The following is a 13,232-nucleotide window of genomic DNA, read 5'->3' as shown; positions in this document are numbered from 1 at the left end:
TTCCTCAACTGTTCAGGGCGTCCTATCCCTTCCTAGCCATTCCTAGCCCTTCGCAACGATCGGGCGCATCCGGTTTCATGCCGCGGCCAACCAGGCCACCTTGCGCCGCGCGTCCTCGGCCGGCGCCCGCTCGTCGAGCGGAAACTCGATGCCGCGCGGCGCGGTGCGCGGCAGGATATCGAGAACGGACCGAAACAGGGAGTCGTCCGGCGCGGGCGCGACGGGAAACCGCCGCGCGCCCAGCCCCTCGGACGATTTGCAATGGACATATTCGACGTGCGGCGCAAGCGCGGCGGCCGCATCGAGCGGCGCTTGGCCGGACCAGTGCCAGTTTCCGGTGTCGAAGGTCATACCGAGCGCACCCGATGCGCCCTCTCGCTCGAGCGCGGCGAACAGCGCGACGAAGCGCGCAATCTTACCGTCCTGCTCGTGCTGGCCGTTTTCGACGACGAGTCGCGCGCGACGGCCCGCACCGACCCGAACGATCGTCGCCGCGTCGGCTTGCTCCGCGAACGTGCCCAACTGCAGCTTCACCCACCGCGCGCCGAGCGCGTCGGCCTCGGCGTAGGCCCCCGCCAGCGCCGGGGCGTCCAGCGTCCCGTCGTCTCGATAAAGCCCGGCCGGGGTCGAGTACACGGCCCACATCCCGCGTGCAGCCACGGCGGCCCCCAGCGTATGCAGCGCCTCGCAAGAGGCCTCGGCCTCGTGCGAAAAAAGCTCGCGCCGCACTTCGAAACCGGCGGCTCCGGCGTCGGCGACGGTATCGAGCCAGGCCGCGTGGCCGAGACGGCGTACCGATTGCGCGCCGAATGCGCTCGCGACGATGACGATCTCCGGCGCAGACGCACTATTTTTCACGTTCAACATCGATGGAACCGGTTCCAAAAGAATTTCAAAAAAATCGAGCGGCGGGCTCGACTGCATTTATCTTGCACTCGGCGGCCCGCCGCGCGCCATCATGGTAATCCCTACGCGGCGGCCGGTACGGCCGTGCAGAGTTCAAGAAAGCCGGTGGCGACGCGCGAAGGCGCCCCTTCGTGCGGGACGAGAATGGAGAAATGGCGCGTCAGCGCCTTCGGCATGATCGATAGCTGCGCAAGCGCGCCGTCTTCATGGCGCATCGACATCGCGGAAACGAAACCCACGCCCATGCCGGCGCGCACGGCCTCCTTCACGCCCTCCACGCCCGCCACGGCCAATGCGACCTGCGGCGCGACGCCTGCCGCCTCGAACGACTGCTCGACGAACTGCCGCACGCCCGATCCCTCCTCTCGCATGACGAGCGGATAAGCCGCTACGTCGGCCAGTGCCGGTTTTACGCCCGGTCGAGCAACGCGTTCAGCCAGCGGATGGCCGCGTGGAACGATGGCGACGATCTCGTCCTCGCGCCAAACCCGGACTCCCGTGCCTTCCGGCAAGTCGGCGCCGACCGGCCCTTCGATCATGGCGACGTCGAGCGACGACAGCGACGCGACGATTTCCCCGGTATTGCCGCCGGCCGTTTGAACCTCGACCTCGGGATACCGGCGCTGGAACTCCGCGATCAGGTACGGCAGCAGGTAGCTCGCGATCGTCGTGCTCGCGCCGATCCGCAGCGTGCCGCGCGCGACACCACGCAACGCATTGCGATAAGCCTGCGCCTGGCGGAACGTATCGCGCAGCTTGAGTGCGTACTCGGCGAGCTGAGCGCCGCTCGGCGTGAGCCGAACGCCCCGTCCGTCGCGCCGGTAGAGCGGCTCGCCGAACTCGTCCTGCAACTGCCGCAGTTGCCCCGACACGGCCGGCTGCGACAGATGCAGCGCATCGGCCGCGCGGCTGATGTTCAGACGCTCGGCGACCGCCGCGAACGTTATCAGTTGATCAGGTGACATATGGGGAAAAGTATCGGCTACACCGATATATTACTTCACAAATGACGATTTTTCATAAGCTTATATGTAATTTAGGATTAGGCCATCTAAACCATGCCCACAGAGGCACCCAAGATGTCCCACACGTCTACGCTCTCCGCGCCATCACAGTCACAGACCGCCTCCCACGGTCAGCTCAACGGTGTTCTGTTCGTCGCGCTGTTCGCCGCGGCGGTCACCCGGCTGGCCGCCCTGCCCGCAATCGCCGGCCTCGGCATCAGTCCGCTCATCGTCGGCATCGTCGCCGGCGCCTTCTACGGCAATACACTGCGCGCCGGCATGCCCGCGCACTGGGCCGCCGGCGTCAATTTCTCCGCGCGCAAGCTGCTGCGTATCGCGGTGGCGTTTTTCGGGCTGCGCGTGAGCCTGCAGGAAATCGCCCAGGTGGGGCTGCCGGGGCTGACGGAGTCCGTGCTCGTCGTCGTCAGCACGCTGCTGCTCGGCACCTGGCTGGGCATGAAGCTGATGAAGCTCGATCGCGACACGGCAATCCTGAACGCGGCGGGCAGCGCGATTTGCGGCGCCGCGGCCGTGCTCGCGTTCGAATCGACGCTGCAGTCCAAGCCTGAAAAGAGCGCTGTTGCCGTGGGCAGCGTCGTTCTGTTCGGCACGCTGTCGATGTTCCTGTACCCGCTCATGTACCGCGCCGGCTGGATTCACCTCGACACGCTCGGCGTCGGCCTGTTCTTCGGCGGCACGATCCACGAGGTCGCGCAAGTCGTGGGCGCCGCCAGCAACGTCAGCCCCGAGGCCACCCATATCGCGACGATCGTGAAGATGACGCGCGTCATGCTGCTCGTGCCCGTGCTGCTCACGCTCGGCTTCTGGCTCGCGCGCCAAGCGCGCCGCGACGCAACCGGCGCCACGGGCCACGCCCACGCCCACGCGCCGCGCAAGCTGGCCGTGCCCTGGTTCGCGCTGGGATTCCTGGCTTGCGTGATCGTCAATTCGCTGCACGTGCTCCCGAGCACCGCGACGCAAACCCTGAATGCGATCGATACCTTCGCGCTGACGATGGCGATGACGGCGCTCGGCATCGAAACGCAAGTCTCGCAGGTGCGCAAGGCCGGCCCGCGCGCCTTGGCGACGGGCTTCCTCCTCTATCTTTGGCTCATCGTCGGCGGCTTGGCGATCACCTGGGGCGTCGAGCACGTATTCGCGTAAGAACGTGCGCCAGCTGCGGTAGCAGAACGCAGCGCAACCGCGTGCCGCCCACCTCCGTTGTCGCCCCCCCACGCCTGGGGCGATCATGGAGGGGCGGCACTTCGCCGCTTTTAGGAGGTGCAGATGGCTTACGAACTCTATTACTGGGACGGACTGCAAGGCCGTGGGGAATTCGTCCGGCTTGCGCTGGAAGAAGCAGGGGCGCCCTACGTGGACATTGCACGGGGCAGCGAGGACGACGGCCAGGGCCAGTCGGCCATGATGGCCCTCTTGGGCAGCAAGACCGAGGCGCAGATTCCGTTCGCGCCGCCGTTTCTGAAGGACGGCGACCTGATCGTGCCGCAAACCGCCAACATTCTGCTCTACCTCGGCCCCAAGCTCGGCCTCGCGCCGGAGTCGGACCTGCGCTACACCGTGCACGGCCTGCAGTTGACGATCGCGGACATGGTGACGGAGGCGCACGACACCCATCATCCGATCGCCAGCGGCCAGTACTACGAAGAGCAAAAAGCGCCCGCCCAAGCGCGCGCGGCCGATTTCCTCGCGCACCGGCTGCCGAAGTTCATGCGCTACTTCGAACGCGTCCTCGCTCAAAACCCGCAAGGCGATGGTCATCTCGCCGGCGATTCCCTGACCTACGCCGATCTGTCGATGTTCCAGCTGATCGAGGGGCTTCATTACGCGTTCCCGCGTGCGACGGCCCGGTTCGGCTCGCACTACCCGCGTCTGGCGCGCTTGCGCAAAGCCGTCGCGGCGCGGCCGAACATCGCCGCCTATCTGGCGTCGGAACGCCGCCTGCCGTTCAACGAAACAGGCATCTTCCGGCATTACCCCGAACTCGACGCGAAGGCGCATTGAGCCATGCCGCGACACCGGTTTGTCCGCGCCGGACGCCGAGCGCACGGGCGCGTTCGCGTGCCCCGAGCCGATGCTATGCTTGCGCTCGCCCCCAAATTTAATCGAACCCCGAGCTGACGCTTTTCCCGTGCTTTCATTTCTGCTTCGACTGCGCACGCGCGCACAATCGCTGTTTCGTCTGTCCGACGCCCATACGATGCTCGTCTGGGCCGTCGTCGTCGGCGTGCTCGGCGCCTTCGCGACGGTCGCTTTCCGGCATGCGATCGACGTCTTCCAATGGCTGTTCACCGGCCGCACCGGCAGCTTCGTCGCGATGGCGCACGCCCTGCCCTGGACGGTCCGTATTTGGCTACCGGCGCTAGGCGGTCTGCTGGCCGGCGGCTTTCTGATCCTCGCCCGCCGCAGCGCCGATAAGCACGCCACGTCCGATTACATGGAAGCGATCGCGATCGGCGACGGCGTCGTCCCCATTTGGCAGAGCGCCTGGCGCAGCGTCTCGTCGCTGTTCACGATCGGCTTCGGCGGGTCGATCGGCCGCGAAGGGCCGATGGTGCAGCTCGCCGCGCTGGCAGGCTCGATCGTCGGCCGCATCGTCCACTTCGATCCGCCGCGCCTGCGGCTGCTCGTCGCCTGCGGCGCCGCCGCGGGGATTACCTCGGCCTATAGCGCGCCCATCGCCGGCGCGTTTTTCGTCACCGAGATCGTGCTCGGCTCGATCGCCATGGAAAACTTCGGGCCGCTCCTGGTGTCGTCCGTGGTCGCCAACATCGTCATGCGCGAGTTTTCGGGCTACAAACCGCCGTACGAGATGCCCGTGTTTCCGACGATCGCCGGCCCCGAAGTGCTGCTGTTCGTCGCGCTCGGCCTGCTCTGCGGCGCCGTGGCCCCGCAGTTCCTGCATCTGATCGAGACGTCGCGGGCGCAGTTCAAGCGGCTGCCGCTCCCGCTGCCCGTGAGGCTCGCGCTCGGCGGGCTCGTCGTGGGCGTCGTCTCCGTCTGGGTGCCCGACGTCTGGGGCAACGGCTACAGCGTCGTCAATTCGATCCTGCACTCGCAGTGGACATGGATCGCGCTCGTCGTCGTGCTGGTCTGCAAGATCATCGCGACCGCGGCCACGGTGGGCTCGGGCGCCGTCGGCGGGGTCTTCACGCCGACGCTGTTCGTCGGCGCGACGTTCGGCTCGCTGTTCGGCCTCGTCGTGCACGGCTGGTGGCCGCACGGCACCTCGGGCGCGTTCGCCTACGCGATGGTCGGCATGGGCGCGTTCATGGCCGGCGCCACGCAGGCGCCGCTGATGGCGATCCTCATGATCTTCGAGATGACGCTGAGCTATCAGGTGGTCTTGCCGCTGATGCTCTCGTGCGTCGTCGCCTATTTCGTTTCGCGGGCGATCAACAAGACATCGATGTACGAAATCACGCTGCGCCGCAATGCCGACGAGCAGGAACGGATGCGGCTGCGCGCGGCCCAGGTGCGCGAACTCGTCAAGCCGGCCGATACGGTCGTGCGGCTTGGCGCCAGCGTGCGCGAAATGACGCGCGTTTTTCTCGAATACCCGGTGAAGTACCTGTACGTCACCGACGAGACCGGCCATTTCCGCGGCGTGGTGGCCTTGAAGGACATCACCCAGGACTTGCTCGAGCGGCGCGACACCTCGAGCCGCACCGCCGCGGACTACCTGCAGCCCGAGTTCGCGATGCTCACGCCCGATATGCCGATCGGCGTCGCCTTGCAGCGCTTCCTGGCGTTCCAGGGCGAGCGCCTGCCCGTCGTCGAATGCGCCGAGGAGCCCGTGCTCGTCGGCGCCGTCTACAAGACGACGCTGCTCGACGCCTACCGTAGGATGAATCCCTCTATCTGACGTTCTCGCCTTCGCAACGGCCACGCGACCGGCGCTTGCCGCAATGGCAAAGCGCCGCATATTTTCTACAATGAAAAGCAGGCCGCCGAGCCCGCCGTGCGCCGCCTCCCGGGTGCGCCGAGCGTAGCCCTTTCGATCGCGGAGTCGATCAGGAGCGAAAATGAGCGAACCGTCCCTCGACGCCGTGCGTCGCGATCACGCGGGCTGGATTTTCTTGCACATCGAAGGCGAGCCCTACGATCGCGGCGAACAGCACGGCCAGTTGCTCGCCGCCGAAATCAAGAACGCGATTCGTACCGCGAAGTACCTCGCGCACTGGGATACGGGGGAAGACTTCGAGACCTTCACGAGGGCTGCCGTCTCGCAGTTCTCGCCGAAGCTCGACACCGAGTTCGCCGACGAAATCCAGGGCATCGCCGACGGCGCGAAAGTCCCCTTCGACGAATTGCTGGCCTGGAACGGCTACATGGATCTGCTGCAAAGCTGGTGGCCGGCTCAGGCGGCGGCGCGCGAGCCCCGGATCGGCGCGAAGCCTTGGAAAGGCCGGCGCGGGCACCACTGCAGCGCGTTCATCGCGACCGGCGGCTCGACGCGCGACGGGCGCATCGTCATGGCGCACAACTCCTGGGATCGCTACGCCGCGGGCGACGCATTCAACGTCGTGTTCGACATCGTGCCCGATCGCGGCCACCGCATCCTGATGCAGGGGCTGCCGGGCTGCATTTCGAGCTTGACCGATTTCTGGCTGACCTCGGCCGGACTCATGGTCACCGAAACGACGATCTCCAACTTCGCCGGCTACAACAGCGCGGGCGCCCCCGAGTTCTACCGCTCGCGGCGCGCGACCCAGTACGCGAACAGCATCGGCGACTGGTGCGAGATGTTCGCGCTGTCGAACAACGGCGGCTATGCGAACAGTTGGCTGCTCGGCGACACCAAGACGGGCGAGATCGCGCGCTACGAGCTCGGACTGCACTATTCGGGATTCGAAAGCACGAAGGACGGCTTTTACAGCGGCTACAACACCGCGACGGATTTGAAGATTCGCAACCAGGAATGCGTCGACGAAGGCGAGGATTACACCGACGTGCGCAAAAACGGTGCACGCCGGTTGCGGTTCATGCAGTTGGCCGAGATGCACCACGGCAAGATCGACTTGGAGTTGGCCAAGCAGATGATCGCGGACCACCACGACGTCTATCTCGACCGCGGCGACAATCCGTCCTCGCGGACGATCTGCGGGCATCTGGAACTCGACGACCAGCGCTTCGGCGGGTCGGATCAAGGCCCGTTCAATCCTTGGGGCGCGAACGACGGCAAAGTCGTCGACAGCGAAATGGCGCGCGATCTGGCGTTTTGGGCGCGCTGGGGCCATCCATGCGGAAAGCCGTTCGACGCGCAGGCGTTCATGAAGCGCCATCCGCAATGGAATTGGCTCAACGGTTACATGCGCGACCGGCCCTCGTGGCCGTGGACGCGCTTTGAGGTGCTGCGTTAGCGCCACGAATCGAGCGGGGCCCGGGCACGCGGCATGCTTCGAAGTGAGTCGGCAAGAGTCGTCGAATTCGATCGATGTCTCCGAACTCCTCGGCGGCATGCCCAATCAAGAAGGAGGTCGAGCGATGAAAGTCTCGACACTGACAACTATGGCATTGCTCTCGGCTTCGTGCTTTGCGGCACCGATGCATACCGGTCGATTCGACAGCGCCACCGCGCGCGCCGAGTTGGCGATCGCACGCGCGAATGCAGCCCCCGTCGCCCCGCCGGCCCCGAACGTGACGGCGGACCCGGCCGCGGCACGCGGACGCTGGCTTCGCATCACGCTGCCCAAGGCTCACGAACTGGCGAGGCATTTCGCCGCGCACGAACGGCAGGCCCGCACGTGAGCGCGCCCGGCAAGCATCGGCCGCAAGCGGCCGCCGGCGCGCAAGCAGGCGTGCAATCGAACGCGCCATCGAACGTGCAAACGCGTTCGGCGCCCGATATGTCGTCGGTCCCGATGGAGGCGATCGATCTGCAGATCGCCGACGTGCTGCACGCCGTACGCTATCCGGCGAACAAGGATTGCATCGTCGATGCGGCACGCGACGCGGGCGCGAGCAACGAGCTGCTCGCGATTCTCGATGGGCTGCCCGAGCAGGACTACTCGGGCGTCGACGACGTGACCCGCTTCATCGGCAGCAATTACGGCCCTGGACTCGGGCTGTAACGGCACTGGTGCAATGCAGTGCAATCCGGTGCGGCGAACTTCACCGGCCGCAGACCGCCTTCGAAAAGAAGTTGGCCAGCACCGATTCGGCCAGATCGGCGGTAACGTGCTGCGGATCGGAAATGCGAAGCGCTTGAACGCCGTCCAATAGGCTGATGAGGCCTAGCGCCAAGACTTCGGCTGGCATCTGCAGCGGCGTGCCGACACGCTCGGAAAACAGGCGCGAGTACCCCGTGAAGAACTCGTGCTTCTCATGCATGAACGCGCTGAAGCGCACGCGGAACTTCGCGTCGCGCGTGGCGAGCAGCTTGGCCTCCGCCCATAGAAGGAAGCAATCGTTCTGGCGGAAGCACTGGCTGTAGAACGCCATGCAGCGTGCTTCCGTCTCTTCGCGCGTGGTGCCCTCCTCGATGATCGAGTGCAAGTCCACCTGCATCCGCTCGTGATCGCGCCGCAGCAGTTCGATCAGAAGCTCGGCCTTGCTCCGGAAGTTCGAGTAGAACGCCCCTCGCGTGTAGCCGGCCGCTTCCGCGATGTCTTCGACACTCGCGGCCACGAAGCCCTTCTTCATGAAAATCGTCAGCGCGGCATCCAGCAGGCGCTCGCGCGTCTGCTCTTTGCTCTCCTCGCGGGTCAACCGTTTTCGTTTCATGACGTGAAGTTTAGCACTAGCGTTCACTTTCATCCGTCTTTGCATTCAAATACACACCTGTATTAGAATCCAATACCGTAGTTCGATACAAGAGCGTCGCCAATACGATTGCGCGCCGCGCGTTTTGCCATGCCGGCCACCCATGCTTGCTCGGCCTGCCATACCTCTTCTGCTTTGGGGTCATCGTGATTCATCCCGGTCTTGACGCGCCCAACACGGCGCGTGTGCAGGTCAAAGGCTTTCCCTCGCTCGTCTTGGGTTCGGCGGTTCGGCGATACGGCGTTGCCGCCGCCGTTTGCGGCGTACTGGCGCTTGCCGGGTGCCATCAGCATGCGCCCGCCGCCGTGGCAGCGCGGCCCATCGTCGCCGTCGCCGTTCATCCCGACGGCATTCCACCCGAGGCTTCGTTGCCCGGCGATATCGAAGCGCGCTACACCACCCCGCTCTCGTTCCGCGTCGGCGGCAAGATCGTCGAGCGCGACGTGCGTCTGGGCGACACCGTCAAAGCCGGGCAGGTGCTCGCCCGCCTCGATCCGTCCGACTTGCAAAAGAACCTGGCCAACGCGCAAGCACAGCTCGATGCCGCGCAGCACCGCCTCGTCTACGCGCAACAGCAGCTCGATCGCGACAGCGCGCAGGCGAACGAGAAGCTGATCGCACCCGCGCAGCTCGAGCAGACGCAGGACGCGTACGCGTCGGCTGCTGCTCAGCGCGATGCTGCGCAAGCGCAGCTCGCGTTGACGCGCGATCAGCTTTCCTATGCGGCGCTCGTGGCCGACCACGCCGGCTCGATCACGTCGGAACAAGCCGATACCGGCCAGAATGTCAGCGCCGGTCAAGCCGTGTACGGGCTGGCTTGGTCGGGCGATATCGACGTCGTCTGCGATGCGCCCGAAAGCGCCCTTGCATCGCTGGCCGTCGGCACCGCCGCCGACGTGACATTGCCGGCCTTGCCCGGCAAGCGCTTCACCGCGCGCGTGCGCGAGATTTCGCCGGCCGCCGATCCGCAAAGCCGCACCTATCGCGTCAAGCTGACGCTCGCCGCGCCCGACGCCCAAGTGCGCCTCGGCATGACGGCGCAGATCGCGTTCGCGTCGGCGCAGGCTCGCACCGGCCAGCATCCGTTCACGCTCCCCGTGACGTCGCTGTTTCACGACGGCAATTCGCCGGCCGTTTGGGTCGTACGCGCGGGCAGCGACACGCTCGAGCTGCGGCGCGTGTCCGTCGGGCGCTATGACGAGCGAACATTCTCCGTGACACAAGGCTTGCAAGACGGCGACCGCGTCGTCTACCAAGGCGTGCATACGGTGAGCGCCGGCGAACATGTGCGCGTCGTGGCGCCGCTGCACCCAGAGGATTTCGCATCATGAGCGGCGCCGATCACAACAATGCGGGCGCGTCGTCCGCCGCTTCGCATGCGCTGAGCGCGGCTGATTCACCCGCCTCCGCGTCCGCTGTGACGAGCACGCACGACGAGGGGCGCTTCAATCTATCGGCATGGGCGCTGCGGCACCAGGCGCTCGTCGTCTTCCTGATCGTGCTGGCCACGCTCGCGGGCATCTTGGCCTATACGCGTCTCGCGCAATCGGAGGATCCGCCCTTCACGTTCCGCGTCATGGTGATCCGCACGCTTTGGCCCGGCGCCACCGCGCGGCAGGTGCAGGATCAGGTGACCGACCGCATCGAGCGCAAACTGCAGGAGATGCCGTACATCGATTTCCAGCGCAGCTATTCGCGGCCCGGCGAATCGATGATTTTCTTTTCGATGAAGGATTCGGCGCCCGTCAAGGACGTGCCGCAAACCTGGTATCAAGTCCGCAAAAAGGTTGGCGACATCACGCAGACGCTGCCGCCCGGGGTCGTCGGACCGTTCTTCAACGACGAGTTCGGCGACGTCTACACCAACATCTACACGCTCGCCGGCGATGGCTTCTCGCCGGCGCAGCTCCACGACTACGCCGACGAATTGCGCACGGTCCTGCTACGGGTGCCCGGCGTGGCCAAGGTCGACTACTTCGGCGATCCCGATCAGCACATCTTCGTCGAAATCACGAACGCGCAGCTCACGCGTCTGAACATCTCGCCGCAGCAGTTGGCTCAAGCGATCGCCTCGCAAAACGCCGTGGCCTCCTCGGGCACCGTCACGACGCACGACGATCGCGTATTCGTCCGTCCCAGCGGTCAATTGGGCGACGTACGCGCGCTGGCCGACACGTTGATCCCGATCGGACGCCGCAGCGTGCGGCTCGGCGACATCGCCACGATCAAGCGCGGCTACGACGATCCGCCCGTCACCGAGATGCGCGACCACGGGCACGCCGTGCTCGGGATCGGCGTGACCATGCAGCCGGGCGGCGACGTCATTCGGCTCGGCAAGGCGCTCGATGCAGCGGCGGTGCAACTGCGCGCCCATCTGCCCGCCGGCCTCACGTTCGAGCAGGTGTCGAGCATGCCGAATGCGGTGTCGCACTCGGTCGACGATTTCCTCGAAGCCGTCGGCGAAGCCGTCGCGATCGTGCTGATCGTCAGCCTCGTTTCGCTCGGATTGCGCACGGGGATGGTCGTGGTCATCTCGATCCCGATCGTGCTCGCCGTCACCGCGCTCGTCATGTATCTGTTCGACATCGGTCTGCACAAGGTCTCGCTCGGCACGCTCGTGCTCGCGCTAGGGCTGCTCGTCGACGATGCGATCATCGCCGTCGAAATGATGGCCGTGAAGCTCGAGCAAGGGTGGAAGCGCACGCGTGCCGCCGCGTTCGCCTATACGAGCACGGCTTTTCCGATGCTCACGGGCACGCTCGTCACCGTCTCGGGCTTCCTGCCGATCGCGCTCGCCAAGTCGAGCACGGGGGAGTACACGCGTTCGATCTTCGAGGTGTCGGCCATCGCCCTTATCGCATCGTGGATCGCGGCCGTCGTGCTGATTCCGCTGCTCGGCTACCACTTGCTGCCCGAACGCAAGCGTGCCGCCGGCGAAGCGCACGACCATGAACACGATATCTACGACACGCGCTTCTACCGCCGGCTGTCCGGCTGGATCAGCTGGTGTGTCGAGCGCCGCTTCGTCGTGCTCGGCATCACGGTCGTGCTGTTCGTCGCCGCGCTCGCCGCGTTCTCGCTCGTGCCGCAGCAGTTCTTCCCGAGTTCGGACCGGCCCGAGCTGCTCATAGATATGCGGCTGCCCGAAGGCGCCTCGTTCGAGGCGACGCTCAGACAAGCGAAACGGCTCGAGCAGACGCTCGGCGGGCGCCCGGAAATCGACCATTTCGTCGACTATGTCGGCACCGGCGCGCCGCGCTTTTACCTGCCGCTCGATCAGCAACTGCAGCAGCCGAATTTCGCGCAGTTCGTCGTCACGGCCAAATCGATCGAAGATCGAGACAAGCTTTCGCGCTGGCTCGATACGCGGCTCGAAAGCGACTTCTCCGGTGTGCGCACGCGGTTGTCGCGGCTCGAGAACGGCCCGCCCGTCGGCTATCCCGTACAGTTTCGCGTGAGCGGCGACGATATCGCCACGGTGCGCGCCATCTCCGAAAAAGTCGCGGCGACGATGCGAGCCGATAGCCGCACGCGCGGCGTGCAGTTCGACTGGGACGAGCCGGCCGAACGCTCGATGACGTTCGAGGTCGATCAAGACAAAGCGCGCCAGCTCGGCGTGACCTCGGAGGACGTCTCGAACTTCCTGGCGATGACGCTTTCGGGCTACACCGTCACGCAATTTCGCGAGCGCGACAAGCTCATTAGCGTCGATCTGCGCGCACCCAAGCAAGAACGCGTGGATCCGGCGCGATTGCTTGGCTTGGCGATGCCGACGCCAAACGGGCCGGTACCGCTCGGCTCGCTCGGTCACATGCGCAACACGCTCGAATACGGCGTGATCTGGGAGCGCGATCGCCAGCCGACGATCACGGTGCAAGCCGACGTGCGCGGCAATGCCCAGGGCATCGACGTCACGCACGGCATCGATCAGGCACTCGCACCGATCCGTGCTTCGCTGCCGCTCGGCTATCGAATCGAAGTGGGCGGCTCCGTCGAGGAAAGCGCGAAGGGTCAGGCATCGATCAATGCGCAGATGCCGCTGATGGCGATCGCCGTGCTGACGCTGCTGATGATTCAGTTGCAAAGCTTCGCGCGCGTGCTGATGGTCGTGCTGACCGCCCCGCTCGGATTGATCGGCGTCGTCGCGACGCTGCTCATCTTCGGCAAGCCGTTCGGCTTCGTCGCCATGCTCGGCGTGATCGCGATGTTCGGCATCATCATGCGCAACTCGGTCATTCTCGTCGATCAGATCGAGCAGGACATCGCGGCCGGCCATCGGCGGTTCGATGCGATCGTCGGCGCGACCGTACGCCGCTTCCGGCCGATCACGCTAACGGCCGCGGCCGCCGTGCTCGCGCTGATCCCGCTGCTGCGCTCGAACTTCTTCGGGCCGATGGCAACGGCGCTGATGGGCGGCATCACGAGCGCGACCGTGCTCACGCTCTTCTATTTGCCCGCGCTTTACGCCACCTCGTTCAGAGTGCGGCTCGATGAACGCGACCCGCCGCCTGACGCCGAAGCGCATACGGGGAACTGAAC

The 13,232-nt window shown here is 65.7% G+C and carries 12 protein-coding genes; 8 read left to right on the top strand and 4 right to left on the bottom strand.

All coding sequences use genetic code 11. From position 1 onward, the window contains the following. Positions 1 to 75: 75 nt before the first annotated feature. Together DWV00_RS29830 and DWV00_RS29825 are read right to left on the bottom strand one after the other, a co-directional pair. Entirely contained in the window at positions 76 to 867 is a 792-nt protein-coding gene (locus tag DWV00_RS29830; RefSeq protein WP_115537284.1) for a TIM barrel protein, read from the bottom strand. 101 nt (positions 868 to 968) lie between these two features. After that, entirely contained in the window at positions 969 to 1,871 is a 903-nt protein-coding gene (locus tag DWV00_RS29825) for a LysR substrate-binding domain-containing protein (protein WP_115537215.1), read from the bottom strand. 114 nt (positions 1,872 to 1,985) lie between these two features. On the opposite strand from DWV00_RS29825, the gene DWV00_RS29820 reads away from it, so the two are divergent. From DWV00_RS29820 to DWV00_RS29795, 6 genes are all read left to right on the top strand, one after another. Next, positions 1,986 to 3,074 (top strand): YeiH family protein, encoded by a 1,089-nt coding sequence (locus DWV00_RS29820; RefSeq protein ID WP_115537214.1) that lies wholly within the window; start codon positions 1,986 to 1,988, stop codon positions 3,072 to 3,074. A gap of 123 nt (positions 3,075 to 3,197) precedes the next feature. Beyond that, the gene (locus DWV00_RS29815) at positions 3,198 to 3,932 is read left to right on the top strand and encodes a glutathione S-transferase (protein WP_115537213.1); all 735 of its coding nucleotides are present in this window, start codon (positions 3,198 to 3,200) and stop codon (positions 3,930 to 3,932) included. Between the two features lie 127 nt (positions 3,933 to 4,059). Further along, positions 4,060 to 5,793 carry a ClcB-like voltage-gated chloride channel protein gene (locus DWV00_RS29810; protein ID WP_115537212.1) on the top strand — a complete coding sequence of 578 codons (1,734 nt, stop codon included), beginning with the start codon at positions 4,060 to 4,062 and terminating at the stop codon, positions 5,791 to 5,793. 160 nt (positions 5,794 to 5,953) lie between these two features. Beyond that, on the top strand, positions 5,954 to 7,291 hold the full coding sequence (locus DWV00_RS29805) for a C45 family autoproteolytic acyltransferase/hydrolase (protein WP_115537211.1): 1,338 nt from the start codon (positions 5,954 to 5,956) through the stop codon (positions 7,289 to 7,291). Positions 7,292 to 7,415: 124 nt separating this feature from the next. Continuing rightward, positions 7,416 to 7,679, top strand: coding sequence for a hypothetical protein (locus DWV00_RS29800; protein WP_115537283.1), 264 nt, complete (start codon positions 7,416 to 7,418; stop codon positions 7,677 to 7,679). Positions 7,680 to 7,777: 98 nt separating this feature from the next. Next, positions 7,778 to 8,002, top strand: a complete 225-nt coding sequence (locus tag DWV00_RS29795; RefSeq protein ID WP_115537282.1) for a DUF2795 domain-containing protein — start codon at positions 7,778 to 7,780, stop codon at positions 8,000 to 8,002. A gap of 40 nt (positions 8,003 to 8,042) precedes the next feature. On the opposite strand, the gene DWV00_RS29790 is transcribed toward DWV00_RS29795, so the two are convergent. Further along, entirely contained in the window at positions 8,043 to 8,654 is a 612-nt protein-coding gene (locus DWV00_RS29790; RefSeq protein WP_115537210.1) for a TetR/AcrR family transcriptional regulator, read from the bottom strand. Between the two features lie 62 nt (positions 8,655 to 8,716). Then, positions 8,717 to 8,986 carry a hypothetical protein gene (locus DWV00_RS34230; RefSeq protein WP_181885639.1) on the bottom strand — a complete coding sequence of 90 codons (270 nt, stop codon included), beginning with the start codon at positions 8,984 to 8,986 and terminating at the stop codon, positions 8,717 to 8,719. Between DWV00_RS34230 and DWV00_RS29785 the strand changes: the two genes are divergently transcribed. Together DWV00_RS29785 and DWV00_RS29780 are read left to right on the top strand one after the other, a co-directional pair. Continuing rightward, positions 8,909 to 10,024, top strand: a complete 1,116-nt coding sequence (locus DWV00_RS29785) for an efflux RND transporter periplasmic adaptor subunit (protein ID WP_115537281.1) — start codon at positions 8,909 to 8,911, stop codon at positions 10,022 to 10,024. The two genes, DWV00_RS34230 and DWV00_RS29785, sit on opposite strands and share 78 nt — an antisense overlap. Positions 10,025 to 10,110: 86 nt before the next feature. Further along, positions 10,111 to 13,230, top strand: coding sequence for an efflux RND transporter permease subunit (locus DWV00_RS29780; protein WP_115537280.1), 3,120 nt, complete (start codon positions 10,111 to 10,113; stop codon positions 13,228 to 13,230). The last annotated feature ends 2 nt before the right edge of the window (positions 13,231 to 13,232 follow it).

This window comes from Trinickia dinghuensis (assembly GCF_003367175.1).
GTDB lineage: Bacteria > Pseudomonadota > Gammaproteobacteria > Burkholderiales > Burkholderiaceae > Trinickia > Trinickia dinghuensis.
The sequence above is the reverse complement of the archived record's forward strand: the minus strand, read 5'-3'. Positions and strand labels throughout refer to the sequence as shown.